The 22,795-nt window shown below is 57.2% G+C and carries 1 protein-coding gene (running past one end of the window); it reads right to left on the bottom strand.

Annotated elements, in window-relative coordinates:
* Positions 1 to 22,795, bottom strand: the start of a protein-coding gene (locus DHf2319_RS05260) for a YDG domain-containing protein (protein WP_305802170.1). It extends 26,096 nt beyond the left edge of the window; 22,795 of the gene's 48,891 nt are visible here — the first part of the coding sequence; the start codon lies at positions 22,793 to 22,795; its stop codon lies beyond the left edge, outside the window.

Raw genomic sequence — 22,795 nt, 5'->3', positions numbered from 1 at the left:
CAAGCACATCGATGCCACCGGTGTTCTGGGTGCCTCTCTCGATAATGAGCGTGCCTTGGCCCTTTTTGGTGAGCTTAAGCGGATCACCGGTGTTCCTGCTACTGCTCCATGAGTTACGCAGCACACCAGAGAACTCTAAGTCTTTTGACTGGTTAAAGATGAGATGGCCACCTGTGCCGGCACCGGCGTAGCCCGTTCCAATATTGGGATCCTGCAAACCAGAATCCTCGTAGTTCTGCAGCACCATCAGACCCGGGTCATTGCCGATCGCCTGAAGGTTGCCGACCTCCTGCTCAGTGTCAAACAGCGACATGTAGGAGTAGCCCGCGACACCGTCAAACACGATATCAACCTTCGGTCCTAGCTGATGATCCTCACCAAACTCAAGGTTGGCCGCCACATCCGGGTAATCCCATTTGGCGCGTTCGACGTGGCTGATGATGATCTTGCCGGGGCTTGCCATACGACCGAGGTTGTCGGGGTCGTTGTTGCTAGCGTCGGTGTAAAGCGCCGGGCCGTTGGGGTTGGCGAGCTGCAACTGACCACCGTGCACGAACGTATCACCCGAGTAGGTGCTTGCACCGGTCAGGTACAAACGACCATTGCCCCACTTCTCGATGCCGTAGCCCTTGCCATCATCGCTGATGACGCCACTAATCGTGCCTTCCTGGCCTTTCCAGGCACCGATGCGGGCATCACCGGTCAACAAAACGTTGCCCGAGAATTCACCTCTGACCAACCGCAGCGCACCAAGCTGGCCGACGTTTTCTTTCCAGCCCAGGCCTTCAATCTCAATATTATTGGTCACGGTCGTGCCACTGGCCACATTGACCAACAACGAGCCGCCGTCTTTGACCTTAATGACGCCAGCAGCTGCTTGCGGCGTGTTACGCCCCATGCCATCAGCGTGCATGAGATTCAGTCGTGCATCCGTGTCCACGATGACGTCACCGGTGAAGTTCAAGCTCGCTTTGTTAAACGTGTAGGAACTGGTTTGCACCGCTGTGTTACCTAGCAACTCCAACGTGCCAGCGCCAGACAGCGTGTGGCCGGTGTTGTTATTAGCCGGGCTTAGCTTGTATTGCAGTTTGCCGCCGTCATCAATCTGTACATTACCGGCAATAAAGCCTGTGCTGCCGTTATTGCCGATGCGCATCACGCTACCATCTTCAATGACGGTGTTGCCCGAGAAGGTGCTGTTGGCCTGTAGCGTCAAGCGACCGGTGCCCGTTTGCGTCAGCGCGCCGCTGCCGCTAATGGCGCCAGCCCAAATCTGGTCGGTGTTGCTGTCGCTAATGAGCGACGCGCCATTATCAATGCGAATCGTGCCGCCATAACGGCTGCTGCCTGGGTCGGCCAAGCTGCCGGTTGGGGCGATGCGCAGCGTGCCAACACGCACTTCCGTGGCACCCGGATAAGTGTTAGCGCCACTTAGAATCAGTTCAGCACCACCGGTCTTGATCAGAGTCGGTGCATTGGTGCCACGACGATCGATGACGGCACTGATCTCAAGGTCACCCACAGTATGGAACGTCGTGGTCTGATCAAGCGTGAGTGTGCCACCACCGACAGCTGAAATCTCGGCAATGGGAGTGCCATCGGCCACCGTATTCGATGTCACATTAAACCTGCCAGCCGGGTTCGACCCAAACGTAGCCGCTCTGCCGACGATCAGTTCGCCGCCGGTCATGTTCAGGTTAAACGTGCCGCCGCCATAGAAATGCTGGGCATGTGCAGCACCACCAACCGTGCCACCGACGATGTTGAGCGTATGAATCGATTGCCCGGCCGCCCAGCCAAACGTATGGTCAGCGGCATAGTCGACCGTCCCGCCAGCATTGACCGTCAGCACACCCCGGATCGTGCCTACGCTGCCGCCACGAGCCAGCCACAAGGTGCCGCCATCAACCGTGGTGCCACCGGTGTAGGTGTTGTTGGCATCAAGCGTAAGCTCACTGTTGTCCGCCTTCACTAAGTTACCGGCACCATTGATCACGCCCGTCAATGACTGGCTATCGCCATCGTTGTTGGCAAACTTGAACGTTGCGCCATTGCCAATGCTGATGGTGTTGGTGTAGGTATTGGCGGTGTTGCCGCTCGTCATGGTGCCAGCAGCACTGATCTCGAGCACACCACCTGAAACGGTGGTCGCGCCACTGTAGCGGTTGTCACCCTGCAGCACCAAGCTGCCTGCGCCGTTTTTGGTGAAGCGAGCCGTGCTGGGGTTAGCACCACTTGCGGTGAGCGCGCCACCAAAGGTGAGTGTCGCATCCGCATCGGCCACATCAATCGTGGCGGTGATGTTGTTTTCCAAAACGGCACTGCGATTGGTGTCGGCATTAGCCGCGCCAACATAGCGCAGCGTGCCACCGGCAAACAAAAGGTTGCTGGCATCACTGGTCGAAGCCCCAATACTGCTGTTCGTGCCACCGTTAGCAATCGTATTGGCTTCAAGCACACCGCTGACCAAGCGCGTGGCGCCGGTGTAGCTGTTCGAACCGCTCAGCCTTAAGGTCTTGTTGCCGGTCAACTCAATGCCGTAGTCACCACCGGAAGAACTGATAGTGCCGGTGATCGCCATATCCCCAAAGTTCAACACGCTCATGCGTGTATCACCGGTCAGATCGATGTCACCGCTGTACGTGATCGCACCACCGCCAGCACCAGTGCCGTTCGAACCGGTGTAGCTGAAACCAAACAACGCGCCCCACTGCGTGCCATCAGGCTGCTTCCAGCCCATGCCTTCAATTTCTAGGGGGCTTGAGAACGTGCCGCCAGAACCCAAGTAGAGCTGACCACCGTCTTTGATTTTGACGGTCGTGCCACTTGAACCCAGGTTGGTTTGATTAAAGACGACTAGACGGGCGTTGTCGATCTCGTAGGTGCCAGCCGAAGAAAGCGTATTAGTGCCGGTGTAGCGATAGTCACCGGCACCATTGACCGTGCTGTTGTTGCTCTTGAATCGCAGCGTACCGTCACCGGTGATGTTGTGGCCGACAAATATCTGGCCTTCCACATTCTGGCGATCGCCGCGGTGGTACTCGAGGGTACCGCCGGCATTAATAGTGACGGTGGTAGCGTTACTCAGGCTACCAATATAACCGCCATCACCAACCTGCAGTTTGCCCGCATTAATCGTAGTGGTACCGGTGTAGGTGTTGTTGGCCACAATCACGGTACGAACCGACCCGTTCTTGACCACATTGCCCGTGCCAGTCACTGGGGCATTGAGGCGAATCGTGCCTGATCCACTGCCATCAAATGTCAGTGTGCTGCTGTTAGCAATACTGGTACCACTGCCGGCATTCCACTCGTAGTTGGTGTTGTTCAGCAGCGTCGCACCACCGGCACCGATGGTAAAGCCGTGTCCATTGTTAAGCTCAATCGCATTGCCGATGTATTCGATGATGCCATTATCAACTTGCGTGCGTGCTGACTCGTGGGCGAGCTCACCAATGCCGCCGTCCTGGCCCCAACGCCAGGTGTTGACCTGCAGCTTGCCGCCGCCATTGATCGTCAACGTCGCTGCGCTGGTGTAGCCGGTATACAGACGTCCAGTCGGTGCAACCTTCAACACACCGTCGCTCACCGCGGTATCACCACGGAAGGTGTTGCGTGCCGAGAGGATCAGCGTGCCGCTGCCAGCCTGCTCAATGTCACCGGTGCCTGAAATCACGCCCGCAATGGTTTGCTGATGATCGTAGTTAAAGATCAGCGTGGTGTTGTTTAGAATGTCGCCGCTGTAACTAAACGGGCTGTTGGCAGTACCCAAGCCACCCTGGAACTCGAGCACGCCCCCGAGCACTGACGTATTACCGGTGTACAGGCTGTTACCTGAGAGGATCAGCTTGCCGACATTGCCCTTCTCGAAGCGGCCATTGGTGGCTGCCGTGCCGCCCGACATGGTGAGCACAACACTGCTGCTTTGGTCAACCGCAATGCGGCCCCAACTGTTGGCGGCAATGGTAAAGCCACGATCAATTGAGACCGTGCCGCCGTTGTATCTGAGCGTACCGCCATCGAGCACGATGTTGGCCACATCAGCAGTGGCGGCACCAATGCTGCTAGCGGTCTCGCCATCTGCCAATGTCGCCGCGTCGATAAAGCCACCCGCAATGCGCGTGATGCCCTCATACGTGTTGGCACCCGTCAGCGCCATCGAACCCGAACCAACCTTGGTCAAGCCGCCGAGCGAGCCTGTGGTCGATCCGCTAATCACCCCGGCAAAGGTGGTGTTGGAGTTGTTGCCGCCAGTGGTCAGCGTGCCTTCACCTAGCGACACATTGCCGCCCGTGCCACCGCCGCCTGCTAACGAAGCAATGGTATTACTGAAGTCGTTCAGGTTTAACAACACGCCGGCCGTATCAGCCAACACAAAGGCCGAGTTGCTGCTTAATGCATTCGTCGAGCCAGCTTCAATCTCACCGGCATTAATGGTGGTCGTGCCGCTGTAGTCATTATTGCCGGACAAGACCAATACACCGTCACCTATCTTGGTGAGATAACTGGCTTGGCGGGCCGAGGTGCCAACGCCAGCGCTATTGACCAGGTTTGCTGAGATCGTCAGTGTCTTGGTGTCGGCGATATTGAACTGCGTGCCGCTTGCTTGCGCCATGCCTAGCGCAATCGTGCCCGTGCCTGACATGGTGGCATCATCGGTTACCGTGACATTACCCGCCAATCCCCACGCAAAACCTTGCCAGCCACCTGCCGTTGAGGTCAGCGTGCCGCCATCCATGTTTAGCGTACCCAATCTGCTAAACGTGTTGGTGGTCAATGTGCCGCCCGCATTGATGTTGACCACCGGGTTGACGACTACGCCGTGGTTGCCCCACATATCGCCGATGGTGAAGGACAAGGTGCCACCATTGTTAATGGTGTAGTCAGCCCCTGTAACATTGGCACGCCTGCCTGCCATGACCAGCGTGCCGTTCTCAACCGTGGTGGTACCGGTGTAGGTGAGCTGAGTGCCCGCCAGTGTCTGGCTGCCGGTGCCGGTCATGACGATATTGAGTTTCTTGGTGCCACCATTCTGTGTGTCGCGCAGATAACCGTTGTATTCATAGCTGCCGCTGCCGTTTAAGGTCAACGTGCCATCGGTGGCGTGATCAGCATCGGCACTGCTCCAGCTGCGGCTTTGGATCACAGCGCCTGCCTGCGTGCTGGTGCTGCCACCGTTCAGTCCAGCCAGTGTCTGGTTGGTACCGCGCAGCTCAAACCGACCCCAATTGCCAGCCGTGTTACCAAATGTCAGTTCAACGCCTGCGCCAAACTGGTTATCTTCATACATGCGCAGATAGGGCTCGGTGCTGCTGCCGGTACCGAGCACCACATCACCGATAATCGCAGGACCATCGGCACTGGCCAACTCAACAATACCGTTCTCGATCAGGAAATCACCCGTAAAGGTATTCTTGTTGGTCAGGCGCAGCGTACCGGCCCCGGTTTTTTCCAGATTCCAACTGCCACCTGTTTCACTAATGATGCCGGTGATGGTGCCGCGATCGCCCGATCCGAAATTCGTAATCCGGGCGTCACCCGTCAATGTGATGGCACCAGACAAGGTACCGCTCGACAGTCGAATGGCACCTAAACGTCCTGCACCCTCAAGCCAGCCGTCACCAATAATCGAAATATCGTTCGTTAAAGTGTTCGAGCCGATCGAAACCATCAGCTGACTTTGGTCCAATACATCAATGTCGGCTGTGCCCAGACCACCGGTGGCTAAAAGCCGGGCTTTGTCAACAATGATGTCACCGGCAAGGTCCGCATTGGATGCGGTGAAGTTAAAACTGCCCTGCCCCGAGGCGCCTGAGCTTCGGACGATTACTGTGCTGGCGTCATTCGTGCCGGCGCTAACAATTGTGTTGGCAACCGTTGAGTCACCCGTACGATCAAAGATAAGTTCAGAACCGTCACCCACGTTGATGGTGCCAGTGCCCAGTACACCCGTATTGGTCCTCACACCGATTTGCAGGGTCTTGTCATCGGCGATATTGGTGGTGCCGGTAAAGGAACTATTGCCGGTCAGGGTCAGCTTGTTGCCTTGCTGATTCAACGTGCCCGAACCGGTAATGACTCCATTCCATTGCTGTGCTGCCGTGGTGGCATTGGTCAGCGTGCCGTTAATGACGATATTGCCACCATAGTTACCGCCATCTGACGCAGACAGAGAACCGCCGCCTGAAATCAGCAAAGTGCCAGCACTCACAGTCGTGTTGCCGGTGTAGCGATTGAAGCCCGAGAGCTCAAGTGTTCCTGTGCCGCTTTTGGTGACCGCGCCGCCACCAGAGCTTTCCGTGAGTGCAGCGCTAATCAGCAATTCACCGCCCGAGTATCCAGCGCCATCAGCTTTCGCAGGAATGTTAAAACTTGGCTGCGTGTTGTCCACCCGCAGGCGAATGCGCCCGCTGATCTCCGCTTGCGCGGTGGGGTTGGTGACGGTCACACTCGTGCCACCCCATTCCCACCAATTACCTGTAGTGGCCGATGACACACCACCGTTAATCCTTAACTCACCGCCCCCATCAAAATTCACGCCGCCGGACATGTTCCAGAGGTGTTCGTTGCTCGTGCCACTAACAGGAACAAGCTTCTCGACCAATGCGCCATTTTTGATGTTCAGCTCAGTGACGTTTTGGCCGGTGCGCCAGCCGAGGATGGCGTTATAGGTGGTGCCCAGCTGCACTGTGGTGCGGACATAGGCTGCGTCCGTTGTGGGTAAATCACCCTCCGCGTTCACCGTCAGCGTGCCACGAATGGTGCCAATGCCGGATGCGCTCGGCGTGCCCCCGTTCAAGTACAGCGTGCCACCGGTAATCTTCGTGCCAGAAGTGGTACCCAGGTTATCCAGCCCACCCACTGTGGTGCCACCGGTGTAGGTGTTTTGTTGGGTGAGCTCAAGCGTGCCAGCATCGGTCTTAAAGACTGCGCCACCGCCCGTGATTTCACCGGTTACCACCTGAGTGACAGCCGCCCCAGGACTAAAGACAATGCCTGTCCCGGTGCCAACCGTGATCAATGAGCCATAAGAATGGTTCGTATTGCCGCCAGTCAGTGTGCCCTGGAAGATCAAGCGGCCTGCATTGACTGTGGTGTTGCCGCTGTAACGGGCATTGCCTACGATCTGAAGCGAACCATCACCGGCCTTGGCAAACGATGAGCTCACCATCGAGGAACTATCAGCAGCGCCCATCGTGCCACCAAATGTCAGCACTGCGCCCGACTGCGTGACATCGATAATGGCACCACCGCTATTGACCAGCAAAATCGACCGATTTGTGGTGACAGAGCCGCCTGTGTAGCGGAAGGTGCCGCCACGCAATTCAAGATTGCCTGGGGTGTTGGCAGAGGCACCAATGTGACTGGTCTGTCCACCATCATCCAAATCTGACACGCTCAGCACACCTGAACCCAAGAATGTTCTGCCGCTGTAACTGTTGCCAGCGTTGGTGAGCGTCAAGGTGCCACTATTCCACTTACGCAGCTCACCCGTGCCGCTGATGACACCGCTTAAGGTTTGGTTCGCTGAGCTATCAATCTCAAATATTGAGCTGCCATTGATGGTGATATTTTTATCGTAGTCGTAGCCTGACACAGTTGAAGTGCTGTCAAGCGATGCATTGCCCGAGATGGCCAGATGGCCTGCATTAACCGTGATCGTGCCGGTGAAAGTGTTGTGGGCCTGAAGATCGAGGCGGCCGCTGCCGAGCTTGGTGAAGTTGCCAGTGCCTTGCACGTCTTCTTTGATGTACGCCCGATTACCGTTGGTGTCGACCGAACCGCCATTAGTTCCAAGGCTGACCGTCACGTTTCGGCCATCGCGCACCAAAATAAGCTCATTAGAGGTGGCTTTGAGCACACCCCCGTTTAGCGTCAGGATCGACTCACGAGTGGCGTTGCCGGACCAAATCTCTCGGGCCGTCTCTAGCGTGCCGCCTGTATTGATATTGATTTCAGAGGAACTCGAAGCGTGCGATCCCCAAGGGTTAAACCAAATTCGGCTGTTGTCATAATTGCCGCTTAAGCTGCCGCCGGCACCGACGGTGACCTTGCCGCCGTCGATCGTCAAAATGCCGTAGCCACGCTCGGCATCGCTATTGTTGCTAAACTCACCGCCCACATACACTGCACCCTGGCCATTGCCAATGGAGAGCAGTGCATTACCATCGGTATTACCGACGATCACCTCGCCGCGGCCCGCCACGCCAGAGCCCACCCCAAAATCACCGCCATTGCCGGAAGTGACACTGCCCTCGACAATCAGCTTGGAAACGCTGTCGCCTGAAGTTGCGCGGCCCGCGATGTCGATGCGCCGCATGCCAGATAACGATCCACCATCGGCGACTTTGACCGTACCGGCACGCACAAATAAGTCACCCGCATAAGTTGATGTGCCGGAGAACGTCTGCGTGCCGGCACCGATCTTGATGATGGTGAGCAAGCCGCCAACGTCACCGGTGTCTGCCAACGTGCCGCTGAAGTCGCCACTGCCACCATCGACTCCAATGAAAACATCATCCCGATCGCTGCCGTAGCCACTCTCAAATCTGCCAGCACCGGTCAACGCATCAATACGAACTGGCGTGTTTGTGTTCTTGAACGTCGCGCCAGCCTCGATGTTCATATCCGCGAGGTTGTCGTTCCAGTTTTCGTTAGAAAACCCACCCGTAAAGAATGAACCTTGCCGGATATCAATCAGGCCACCGGAATCCATGGCAAAGGTGCCGGCGCTTCGGCTCCATAGCAAGCGCTCTGTACCCGTTTTGCGCAGAGTGCCCGCGCCATCATAGCGAGTGGTTGGAAGATTGACTTCAGAAGCGAGGTCGTAATTGAGCACCGCACCCGAGGCGATGCTGTAGCGATCCGAATCATTCCAATTGGTCAGGCGGATTTCACCAACAGAGACTGTGGTCGTACCCGTGTAAGTGTTGTAGCCGGTCATGGAGACGGTACCCGCCCCCGTCTTGGTCACAGTGGCACCCGACGATTCCGTAATCGCCGCGCTGATCAAAAGCTCACTGTTGATGCTCGCGTCGTCCGCCACGTTAATGGTCAGGGACGGGTTGCTAGCGCCTGCGCCATCAGGACGCAGGCGAATGCGGCCGGTGATCTTGGCTTGGTTCTCAGCAGTTGAATTGGTGACATTGATGGTGCTGCCGCCCCACTCGATCCAGTTGGCGGTGGTGTCAGATGAAACACCACCATTTACCCGTAACTCACCGCCCCCATCAAAATTCACTCCGCCTGTCATGCGCCAGACGTGCTGATTATTCAACGCCTCGACCAGACCACCGTTGATGTTCAAGGTCGTCACGCGCTGGTCACCGGCTGTATTCCAGCCAAACGCGGCATTGACGCCAGAAAGCTCAACCTTGCCGCTGGAGTTGACCGTCAACACACCACGCAACACGCCCTTACCGGAATCATTGCCTGATGAATCGACTAGCTCGAGCGTTCCCGCGTCAACCACCGTGCCACCGGTGAAACTGTTCACGCCGGTTAGCTTGAGCTCTCCACCGCCAACTTTCTCTAAGCCGCCCGCGCCAAACATCGTGCCACTAAAGGTTGTGTTCGCTGCGTTGTCAACCGTAAGCGTCGTACCGTCCGCCAATAATGCATGCCCACCCATGCCAACACTCGAGGTACTGGCCAGGGATCCGATGGTGAGATTTTGTTGCACGGACAAGCCGGCATCGTGATGCACGGTCACGGCATTATTAGCTGTCAGCGCCGAGGTGTTGTTTGTCACCAGCAGACCACGGTCAACCGTCACCGCCCCATCAAAACCACTATTAGCACCCGACAACGTCACCGCACCCGAGAACGACAACTCGGCTACACCGTAGCCGTTGGCACCACCGGTATTTGCGATCGACGCACTGGTGAATGCGACTGTAAAGTCGTCTCCACGGTTCTCGCCGCTTTGATAAGCAGCACGAATAATGCGCGCCTGAACATCATCACCACTTTGTGTGAGCTCAACAACGGCCGCCTTGGTGTTACTGCCATCACGTACTTGGATCTGCACCGTAGCGGAATTGCCGTCTGATGCTAGATCTCGACGAACGACTGAAGTGTCGGCGTAGTTTTCTATTGAGTTCGTGATCCACCCACCCTGCATCACCGCGCCATCGATACGCGCCAGGGTTTCGGCAACGGTGCTGCCTTCTGCAATGGTCGTCGCAGTGGTAGTCAGGCTGTTGGTGTGGCGCGAGGCGGTGTTGGCCTGTATTTTCAGGCTCGTAGTGCTGTTACCCGTGATCGCACCACTGATGGTGAGTTCACCGGAGGTTTTAAATGTCGCAGCAGCAGATGGATCAAGCGAGATGTTGCCGGTGATCGTGGCCGAACTTGCGGTCATGGCGAGGGTGGCTTCACCGACAGTCGTGAACTTGTGAATGACATAGCCATCGTTTACACCGGTGCCAGAGTCATCAACGGTGCCTCCATCCGCTGCAACTGAGTCGCTTAGGTAGCGAATCGCAACAATGCCAGATCCCCCAAAACCGCCTGCAGACACCGACCCACCAGCATTGCCACCGCCGCCACCACCGCCACCGGTATTGGCCGCGCCATTGAAAGCGCGCGTTGTTGTAGCCACACGCCCATCGCCGCCGCCGCCCAGCCCACCTTGGCCGGCAGCCGCGTTAGCACCCGATCCATACCCGTGCACACCCCCACCGCCGCCGCCACCAAAGTAACCAGCATCACCCAAGCCAGCGGCATCGGCCCAATCAACATACACACCGATCCCACCATCACCAGACTTGGTAGCACTCCAATCCTCACCTGCACCGCCCGCACCACCACCGCCACCGGTGGGGTAACCATTGGTCGAATTGCCACGACCAGCACCCCCCGCAAAACCTTGACCCGCCGTGCCTGCACCAGGAGCACTGGCATTACCACTGCCACCACCACTGGCGCCGGCTGATGCGATCTGACCGGACCAGGAGCCACCATGGCCACCACCCAAGGCAGTCAGGCCAAATGCGCTGGAACTGCCGCCATTGGTCGCTCGGGTCAACGCACTGGTATTGCCCGGGTTATAGGCACCCGTGCCACCACCTGCAACAAATATCGAATTCACGCCATCGACCAGTGTCGCACCAGTCAACACGCCACCCGCGCCACCGCCGCCACCAACCCAGGCACCACCACCGCCCCCGCCACCGACGATGAGGTATTCGACGATACGGCCGGTTTGAATAGTGGAAGCCCCTGCCAAGGTAATGTTGTTGGCAAGCGTGACACCAGCGCCAAGCAGCAACCCTGCGTCAGTCACATCAACCTGCACACCGCCAAACGCAGCGTTGCTAAATGCCCCGAGCGTGCCCGCATTAACGGCAATGTTGGCGGCAAAGGTGTTGGTGCCATATAGCGCCAAAATCCCTGTGCCGTCATGGGTGAAGGTGCCGGAAGATGAAATATTGCCGGTCCACTGCTGTGTCGAGCTAGATTCGTTGGTCAAACTCGAACCTGAGGCAATGGTGATCGCGCCCTTGTAATTGCCACCGGTTGAACCGCCCAAGAGACTGGTGCTGGCGATGACCAGATGACCATCATCAACCGAAGTATCGCCCGTGTAGGTATTGCGGCCGGTCAACGTAATCGTGCCAGAACCGTCAAGTTCAAGATGGCCGCGACCAGAAATGTCCTGTGCAAAACTCAAGTCATTACTGCGATTGATACGCAACGTAGGTGTTGGCGCTGGCGATGCGCCTTCGGCAGGCGCAAAGAGTAAATCGCCATCGCCGATCATGCCCGCACTGCTGCCACCGGCACCCGTGCCAAGTTGCAACACACCACCGGCAATCGTGGTGGTGCCATCGTAGGTGTTGTCCTGTGTGAGGATGGTGGTACCTGTGCCGGCCTGAACGAGGGTACCAGTGCCGCCGATAACACCGTCCAATGTTTGAGTTGCGGAGGTATTAATGATGAGCTCACCCGCATTGGTAATGGCACCAGAATAAGAGCCGACTGCTGGGTTAGGGGCAGCCTCATCCGTTGTATGCCCAAGCGTACCGGTGAGCTCGACTTGGCCGCCAAGTATATCTGTGGTGCCCGAATAGTCATTGGCACCCGCCAGTGTGAGCTTACCGGCTGATGCATCGGCAATGAGTGAGCCGCCACCGGTGATCTTGCCGGTGATCGAAGCGTCTATCGGTCCAGAGTTAAGGCTAAAGGTCGTATTGCCGACCGAGGTGAATGCGTGGACACGATAGCCATTTGCGCCGGATTCCGTGCCGCCATTGGCCAGATCAGTCGCACTTGCATAACGCACCAGCACAATGCCCGAGCCACCCTTACCGCCAGCGCCACCAAGTGTTCGGCTTGCACCACCGCCACCGCCGGTATTATTGGCACCCGCTTGGCCACTGTTTAGCTGTGCATTGCCACCGCCACCAATACCGCCAGTTCCTAAAAATAGTGGCGCTGTCGAGCGGTGACTTGCACCGCCACCGCCACCACCAAAATAACCATTCTCCCCGTAACTCAGGTCGTCGGCCCAGGCAATGTAAACACCTGCACCACCATCAGCCGGGTTTGCGTCATTGGGACCTTGCCCCAAACCGCCAGCACCATCACCACCATCGCGAGAGGCACCGCCATCGCCAGCATCGCCGCCAACTGCCTCTGCAGATTGAGCCGAGCTATCCCATCCAAATCCCCCGCCACCGCCCTCTGACGTCAACGTCCAAAACGAGGAACTGCCACCTTTAAGGCCATAACGATTATTCGTGGCATCCGTTCCGCCATTGCCGCCTGCACCTACCGTGACATTGGCAGAGGTACCCGCCAAAATAAGGGTGCCAGTCTGTACTTCGCCACCACCGCCACCGCCGCCGATGTCGCGGCCACCACCACCGCCGCCACCACCGACAATCAGGTATTCAATCGGCAACCCCAAAATGACGCTAACGTTGCCATTCAGTGTTACGTCATTGTTCAAAGTGACACTCGGGCCGAGTACGATCGCAGTCGAAGAGTAGGGATCAATCCCCATCGTCAATCCACCGGTAAACCCGGCTGCTGAGGCAGTAGAAAGTGCGAGCGTTCCGTCGTTGATCTCAGCGCCACCACTGAAATTATTGCTACCGGTGAGATTCAGCAGATCGCTGCCTTCTTTAATCAGCTTGCCTTGGCCCGTGATGTTCGACGTGATGGTTAAGCTGTTGGATCGATTGATTCGAAGCGTTGCCCCGTTGCCAATATCTACTGTGCCCAAGCCAACCGTGCCGCTGGTACTAGCGTTGCCAATTTGCAGTTCGCCACCACTGATGGTTGTGGCGCCGGCATAGGGATTTGAACCCGTGAGCGTTAGCGTGCCGTTGCCGACCTTATCTAGGTTACCCGCCCCGGAAATCTGTCCTGCGAATGTTGTACTGGCATCAGTTGCACCCGTTCGCAAAGTCGTGTTGGCACCCAAAGAGACATTGCCACCCGTGGTGCCACCACCGGCTAATGAGCCGATTGCGACGATCAGTGGATTATTCGTGGGATCGCCATCAGCATTGTGTGTGCGAAGCAGTGCACCGGCGGTGTTATTAATAGTGACTGCCGAGTTGTTTCCAAGACCGCTTGCGCTGGTGACCTTCACGGCACCGGCGCTGATGGTGGTGTTGCCGGTGTACGCGTTATTGCCCGACAGTGTTAATTCACCGGCGCCGGACTTGGTGAGTGCGCCAGACCCTGTAATGTTGCCTGTGATCGCCCCAGTCATCCGCGACTCATCAACCCGGAAATTCGCCGAGCCTACCGATGTAAAGGCATGCACGGTATAGGACTCAGTGGCGCCGTCGCTGTCGCTATCAAAATCAATCGAGTTGACTGTGCCGCCGACCGCAAACTGCGAACCGGCGTATTTGATCAGCACAATGCCTGAGCCGCCTTTGCCGCCTAGGCGCGCACTGGATTCACCGCTGTAGCCGGCACCGCCACCTCCGCCACCGGTGTTAGCTTGGCCATCCTGCGCTTTTGAGGTGTTTGAGGTACCGTCGCCACCACCGCCATTGCCACCTACGCCTCTGACTCGGCCAGATCCGCTACGCACACCACCACCACCGCCTCCAGCGAAGTAACCGGCCTCGCCGTAGCCAGCTTCGTGCGCCCAATCAATATAGAGACCGACACCCCCCTTACCAGCGTAAGGATGTGCGATGGTAATCGCCGCGCCACCAGCACCGCCACCACCGCCGCCGTAATTGGTGTTGCCGCCGCTACCGTCATTGCCTTGACCTGTCGTGCCTGCACCCTCGCGACCGATCGTGTTCGTCTGACCGGCACCGCCACCACCTGAGCCGCCGTTTTCACCACTCGGTCTCTGGGCGTTGATGTGTCCGCCACCACCGCCACCACCAAACGCAGTGATGCTACCGAGGCTTGAGTTCTGTCCAGAAACACCATACTGGGGATTAAAGTTCCAGCCGACACCACCAAGGCCACCATCACCAACGGTCACGGTCACAGTACCTGACAGTAAGGTTGTGCTGTTTAAAAGACCGCCGGCACCACCACCGCCGGCGATAATGCCGCCACCGCCACCACCGCCACCAACGATCAGGTATTCCACGGTGAGCTCATGCGGAGCAAAACCAATGGTAGCTGCACCTTCGAGATCGATGGCGTTGCCAATCGTGACCGCATCACCTAACAGCAGTTGGGTGCTGCCTGCCATGGTCAACTGCCCGGTACCAAGTCCATCGCTGTGACGAACCAGGATGTCGCCCGCATCCAGATCTGTGCCGCCGGTGTAGGTGTTGTCACCGCGCAGCGTCAGCGCACCTGAACTGAGTTTTTGCACCGAGCCATCGCCCGAGATGATGGCACTGATGTCATAGTCACTCGTGCGGTTAACGATGAGCCGTGAGCCACTAGCGATACTGATATTGCCCGCACCAAGACTGCCAGCGCTGCCGTTATTGCCAACTTGCAAGTCACCATCAGAAATAGTGGTGGTACCACCGTAGGTGTTGTTTGCGGTGAATATCAGCTTGTCACTGCCGGCTTGCTCAACCGTACCTGAACCACTGATGGCTGAACTAACCGTCAATTCATTTGAACGCTTAAACACCAACGCGGCATTGTTGACTAGGCTCGATGATGCGATTGCGCCTGCTGTGGTGCTGTCACCGATTTGAAGGGTGCCGCCACTGATGGTGGTCGTACCTGTATACGTGTTGTTCGCGGTAAAAATCGTTTTACCCGCACCTTTTTGTTCAAAGGTGCCAGCACCACTGATCACGCCACCCAAGGTCACGTGGCCAGCGGTGTTCATGATCAGCTTGCCGGCGTTGCTGATTTCAGCTGAATAACTACCGATAGCGGGGTCGCTGACGGTGGCATCGGTGGCGTGGCCCAAGGTGCCCGTTACTTCAACAGTGCCGCCGGTGATACTGGTGGCACCGGCGTAGGTGTTTTGACCAGAAAGGGTGAGTGTGCCCAGGTCGGAATCAAGCGTGAGGTTTTGCGCGGTGCCGGAATGGCTGATGTCACCCGAGAGGGTTGCAGCCATGTCAAACGCAAAGGTAGAGGTGCCGCTCGTGAACTTGTGCACCTGATAGGTGACACCACCTTGTGTAATCTCAGTAACCGTACCACCGGTAGCAACTTCATCGGCACCTTCGTAGCGCAGCACCACGATGCCCGAGCCGCCGTCGCCACCGCGCCTGCCACCCGTATTCGTGCTGCTACGGCCACCGCCACCACCACCGGTATTCGCCGCGCCGTGGGCGTTGGCAATGTTGGAGCCATCCTCATTAACACCATCACCGCCACCGCCCGTGCCGCCAAGCCCAATATCCGTATTCGAGCCTCGACCACCGCCACCACCGCCACCGGCGTATGTAATTGAAGTACCGGTAATATCGGATGAGAGACCATCGCCGCCCTTGCCACCCGTAGTCGAAGTTACTGTGGCACCAGCCTGGCCAGCACCACCACCACCGCCTGCACCGGCACCAGTTGGCCATGTGCCAGTCGATCCACCACCGGCATTACCCTGGCCAAGGCTGGTTGTAGACGCGCCGCCATCTCCTCCGCCACGACCTGACCCACCGCCGCTGCCACCATCTGCGCCACCAAAACCACCGCCATTACCACCACCGCCGCCACCGCGCGCGACAAGGATATTGTCTACAGAAGAGTTGCCACCGTTTTTGTTACCGCTCGCATCACCGCCAACACCGACCGTTACGGTGTAGCTGCCCTCTTCAAACCGGCCAGACCCCAACAGGAACTCACCAGCACCGCCACCACCAGCTGGGCTATAAGCCTGGCTCGTTCCACCTGCACCGCCACCGCCAACCAGCAGGTATTCAACCTTCAGCGGTGCCAAGCCGATTGTGGCCGCACCTGCTAGGGTAATGTCGTTGGCAATCGAGACGTTATGGCCCAACAAAAGCTTTGTGTTGTTGTCCATCTGTAGACGGCTGTTCGCGGCCGTATCATCACCTAGCGCACTGTTTGAGAGAAGAACCAGCGTGCCTTTGGTGAGGTCGGTACCACCCGAGTAATTGCTCGTTGCCCCTGATAGGGTAATTTCCCCGAGATCCGCATCAATCGAGGCTTTACCCGAGCCGGAGATATTGCCAGACAGGCGGGCAGCGAAGTCGTCTTGAACGTCAAAGGTAAAGTAATTTTGACCATTCTCTTCTTGAAAAGTATGGACGGTGTATACGTCGTCATCGATGACGACCCTAGACGTCTTGCCGCCGCTAGCAGTTTTTTCGCCGAGATAGCGAACAATCACGACGCCGGTTCCGCCATCAGCGCCAGCGGCGTTGCTGCCACCGCCAGCACCACCCTCACCGAATCCATCGGCACCAGCTCGTCCGGTACCGCTATCACCACCGCGTCCGTAGTACTTGGCAGTACCTGTGATAGAACTCAAGTAACCAATGCCACCACTCGTTCCACTTGCAGGGCCGCCCGCGCCATCACCGCCTTGGCCACCAGAGACAACACCGCCGTCAGCTTTACCAGTTTCAAAACCCAAGAACTTCGACTCCCCAGCAGCAGAAGCCGTACCAGCTGCTATAGCACCCGGACTCGCAGTGCCCGCGGCAACTGTTTTTGGGCTGCCGTCAACAAAAGCAAAGCCCTCAAACACCTTGCCGCCATCGCCACCACTGCCGTTATTGCCGCCACCACCCGCGCCACCACCAACGATGAGGTAGTCAATCAGCAGATTCTGCGCAAAAGAAAAGTTGACAGTGCCCGTCAGATCAAAGTCGTTGGCAATGTTCAGGCCATGGCTTAGCTTCATTGCCGTGCCATCAACCATGGAGATCGTGCCAGTGCCTAAAGCCTTACTGTTGTAGAGCGCTACGGTACCCGCAGTAACTGTCGTGCCGCCGGTGAAAGTATTCGTGCCGGCAAGGGTTAAGGTGTTGTTGCCGGTCTTTTCTAGCGCGCCATCGCCGGAAATCACGCCTCTGAAGGGATTGGAAGCGCCACCCATACTGAGTGTGGTGTTGGCACCTAAAACAATGTCACCTCCCAACGTGCCACCGCCTGCGATCGTGCCGATGGTGACGACCAGCGGGTCATCGACCGGCGTTAAGCTCGTATTGACCAGTTCGAGTTTTGTGTTGGCTGTATTGGTCAACGTAACGGCAGAACCATTACCCAAACCGGCCGCACTAGTGACTTTAACCGTGCCGCCCGCAATCGTAGTCGTACCCGTATTGGCACTGGTGCCAGATAGCGTGATCGTGCCTTTTGAGGCGTCGAGCGTTAAAGCGTCAGAGCCACTGATGCTGCCAGTGATCGTTCCCTGGAATTTGTCAATCTCAAAAGTCGAGCTGCCAACGGTGGTGAAGCTGTGGACCTGATACTTAACACCGCTTTCACCGATCGTGCCATTACCATCAAACGAGGTCACACTTCCGCCGGAAGCAAGTACTGTTGATGACACATAACGAACAACGACGATACCGGAGCCGCCATCGCCACCGCTCGCGCTTCCACCCGCACCCCCACCACCACCACCGGTGTTGGGCGTCCCGTCGGAACCGGCAGCTGCGAGGCCTCCAGCGCCACCGCCCGCAGTGGCGGTTCCAGCGGTTCCGCTCCTCTTACCGCCGCCACCACCACCGGCGTAACCGATCGCTACACCGGTGATGTTCGATTGAATGCCAGCTCCACCGCTCCCCGCAGTCTTGTTGGTACCGTTGGCATTTCCTCCGGGACCACCGGCACCAGCACCGCCGCCGCCGCCCTGCTTATCACTATCGGCGTTGTCGAAAACACCCCAACCGCCCTTTAGATTATCCACACCAGCAGCGCCCAAGGTACTTTTGCTGTTATCAGTGCCGCCGCCACCACCACCTGTGTATGCGCCTTGGCTTGCGCCGGTCGGATTGGCAAAGCCGTTGTTATGGCCCCCACTGCCTGAGCCACCACCACCACCGCCACGGGCAGTTTCTCCATCAAACATGCTGGTGCCACCGATGCCGCCAGCGGTGCCTGCAGTTGTAGAACCAGCCCCGCCAGCACCGACAGTGACCGTATAGGAATTACCAGCCAGTGTTTGCGATCTCTCGATCAACTCGCCACCACCACCACCACCTGCCGAATAGAGGACAGCACCACCACCACCTCCCCCGCCACCAACAATCAGGTACTCAACCTCCAGGTCAGCAAACGCAATCGTCGCCCCACCCGTCGTCAGTTGAATATCGTTGGCCAGCGTCGTGCCATGCGCCAGTGATAAGGTCGTGCCTCCGCCCAGAATCAAGTCACCCGTGCCTGACACCGAGCCCGAACCTGCTCTGAGGATCAAGCCACCGGTACTTGACCGTGTGATGTTTTGATTGATGATGATATCGTTGGCGGCTTTTAGCTCGAGGTCGTAAATTGAGCCTGATGAGATCGCCGCATCAACCGTGATGTTGCCGTCTTGTGTTCCAGTCGTGCCCGTAAAAACCGTGACATGAGTGGTATTGAGCGCGTTGACTAGCGTTGCCACATCCACAATCGCACTGTCAGCCGTGGCCGTATAGTCACCCGAGACTGTATCGCCACTGCTGGTAATCGTGATATTACTCGGATCCAGCAACCATTCCCCAGTCTTACCCCCCGCAGCCTCATTGGCCTTCGTGCTGATCGTGATGCCATCGACTTTCAGGTCATAACCCGAGGTTTCGATCTTGCCGCCATCGCCACCTTGTTGGCCGCCTTCAGAGATGAGCGTGCCTTGGGCAATGGTTTTGCTGTTGCTGTTCTGGATATCACTCCAGACCACGATCTTGCCACCATCACCCTGGGTGCTGGCAGACGTGTTGATCAGTGACCCTGCATCGACCCTGACCTGTTCAGCCTGACGCAGTGCTCCTTTGCCCTGCCAGTCACCACCAACCAGAATGTCACCACCACCGGCCTTACCCGTGGCAGTCAGTTTGGCATTGCCCTGAACATTAATCGTCTGGGCTTCAACGGTGATTCGTCCACCCTGACTCTGGGTGCTATCAACCGAGATTGCCCCATCAATGGCGACGGTGTTCAATGCACTGAGATTAACCTCACCGGCAACCTGACCTGCAGTGCTGATCGTGCCCTGGGTGTTGATGTCTTTGCCCGTAATACGGATACGACCTGAGGTATTTGGGCCAGCGGTGTTTGAAGCATCTGTCTGAATTGTTGCCGTCTCGGTGATCGTCACTGTCTCTTGAGCAGAGATCTGCACTTGGGGCTGGACTTGAGATGGCGTACTCGCTTGACTACCTGTGGCACTGACCTCACCCGCCACTGTTACATCGTGACCTTGGAGCGTGACGGCGGATGCCGCCACGACGGCAGCGGTGGCCTTAACCTCAACTTGACCCTGAGTCTGAATCGTCAGTGACCCTTTAGAACTGACACTGCTTTCTACCGTGATGTTACCGGCTTGGGACACCCCACCAATCGTTAAACCCGCCAGATCAGCACTGCTAATGTATTCCAGTGTCTTGCCACCGATCACCAGTTCGCGTGGAGGTTCGGTGGAGGTCGGTGCTGTAGCAGTGGCGTTAGCTGCAGTGGTTGCAGTAGTCGTTGTTGCAGTAGTTATTGAAGTGTTCGTTGCATCTGATGCGGTTGATTCAACCGCAGCGATATCTGTTGTCGTCTGTGTTGTTGATGTCGGTGATGTCACCACCGGATCGGCGGTCACCGGACTACTCACCGGTTCTGCTGTGACCGTTGCCGTTGGTTCGGGAGTGGTGAGTACTGTATTGACCGGTGTTGTATTGATTGGCGCAGGCACCTCAGCACCCACCCGGATCGAGGCACCGGGATCTGAAGCAGCGATCGATAGCTGCGCACCACCAGCGGCCTTGACCGCATCGGCCACGATGATGGGAGCAGCAAGATCTAGCGAGCCAGCCGCAATCGAGATGTTCTGGCTACCCAGAATGAGACTGGAAGACAGCGATAGACTACCACTGACTTGAATAGAGCCGTTTAGCGTCACACTCGAAGGCGCTCTAACCTGTAGACTCTGGATGCCAGAGAGCATGTCAATGTAGATGTTGCCAACCTTGTCTACCGAGCAACTGACTGAGCAAGCCTCAATCACCACATCCCGGCCTGCCAGATCATTCTGGATTTGGCTCAGGAACAGATCCTCGCCATCCAAGTACAGGGTGTAGTCCTCACCGTCACCGGTGGCCAGTGTCAGGTTGGAAGATGGGGTTTCAAGTACTGACTCAGTGCTAGGCGTGACATCGGTTGTCAATGGCTCTGCGCTGGTTTGACTATCTTGCAATGCCGCTTCGGTATCCGTGGCATTGGCAATCACCGTCAGGGTGCCTTGGGTTGAGTTTGTGCTGTCTGTACCCTCTGACTGCTGCACCGACTCTTCACCCGTAACCTCACCGGTCGAGAGCACAGTCACATCGGTGCCTTCGTCTAAAGCCTGTTGTACCGAGTCCGCGCTGATGAAGGATTTGCCGTCGTCGGTGTTGCTATCAGTGCTGGTGTCCGTGCTGTCCTCAGCGCTAGCATCCGTGGCCGAATCTGTTGCAGCACTTGCGTCAAGCGCCTCTACTTGAGTCTCTTGTTCAGTCGCTGAATCAGTCGCGGCTTCAGTCTCTGTTTCAGTCGCTGACTCTGCTGCAGTCTCAGTTGAGGAAGCACTTGCTTGCTCGCCATCTTCCTCATCATCTTCGCCAGTGTCGCTGGCTTGACCGGATTCACTTGCTTCTGCTGTGGTTTCTTCAGCCGCGGTTTCTTCTGAACTGCTTTCTTCAGCCGCAGTTTCTTCCGAATTGCTCTCTTTTGCTACAGTCTCTCCCGAGGAGGTTTCCTCGGTGCTCTCTGCACTGCTCTCGCTAGATGTGTCTTCTGATGTTTCTTCTAAGCTAGTTTCCTCAGACCCGATCTCCACATCCTCAGGGTCTAAGAGCCATTGACCGGCCTTGCCCTTGGGTGCAGCGGTGCTGACCGTACCGGTCACAATCAGTTGTTTCTTCGAACTCGTCTCGACAAAGCCGCCATCGCCACCTTCCTCACCACCGCGGGCGGTGATCCTGCCTTCAAAGCGGGTGGATTCGTCTGACCAGACGATGATGCGGCCACCGTCACCGTTTTCGGTGGCGTCAGCAGAAATCAGGGTGTTTTTGTCGATACGGACTGTCTTGGCGTTACGCTCTGGGCCTTTGCCCAGGTAGTTACCACCGATCAGGATTTCACCGCCACCCGTGGCACCGCTTGCGGTGATGATGGTTTGGTCTGAGGTATTGGTGGTTGTTTTTGGTGTGGTGGTGTTGGTGCTTGTGGTGTTGTTTTGGTTAGCTTTCTTGGCAACGTTTGCCTTGCCCTTGATCTGGATGTTGTCACCCAAGACCTTGATCTGGCCACCCTTGCCTGTTGCGCTTGAAGCATCGAGGGTGCCGGCGACTTCAACCGTGTTGCCTTCTAGACGAATCACACCGCCTTTGCCTTTGACTGCCCGACGGGCTTCTACAGTACCCGTGTTAGACACCACGGCACGGGCCAGACTGTGGGCTGCCTGTGCGCTCATGAACACCCGGCCATCGGAGGCTGAGACGAGGTGTTTATTTTTTACCAGCGCGTCTAGGGTGCCTTTCTCGACGACGACGGTGATGCCACTGGCCTCATTGGTCAGCGTAATCGCTTCACCGGCTGCCAGCACAATCGTGCCTTTCTTGGCGCGGATAATGCCTTCGTTAATGACTTGTGGGGCCAAGAGCGCAATCAGTCCGCCTTCTTCGGCGGTCAACTCACCCTGGTTGGTGACAATGCCCTTGCCGTCGGTGAATTTGTAGTTGCCGTCCAGGAAGTCACGGTCGGTGATTTTCATGGCGCCGGCAACCAGGCTGCCGACTTCAACCCGGGCAGTGGGACCAAACACCACGCCGCTGCTGTTGAGCAAGAATACTTTACCCACGGCACTGATCTGGCCATGGATCTGTGAGGCAGTGACTGAATTAACTCGGTTTAAGGTCGCCGCATCTGCATTGGGCTGGTTAAAGCGCACACTGGCATCTTTACCCACATTGAACTGCTGCCAGTTAATGATGCCCTTTTGACTGGCTTGGTTGATCTGCATCTGTGCGCCAGACTGCTGGATCGTGATGCGACCGGCCTGCACTTGCCCGCCTTGGGGCAATTGAGTGGGCGCGGGTTGCGCCATCGCACCTGAACCTGTCGCCAAAGCGGTCAGTGCTGCCAGCTTTCTGGCATGGCGGCGCACGCTGCCGCCGATCTTGCCTTGGCTTTTGGCAAGTTCGGTCACCGCCTGCCAAACACCCAAGACCCGGTTAAAGATAACGCGGTAGACGTGGTTCAT

The organism is Orrella daihaiensis, from assembly GCF_022811525.1.
Classification (GTDB): Bacteria; Pseudomonadota; Gammaproteobacteria; order Burkholderiales; family Burkholderiaceae_B; genus Algicoccus; species Algicoccus daihaiensis.
This window is presented reverse-complemented; position numbering and strand designations above follow the sequence as displayed.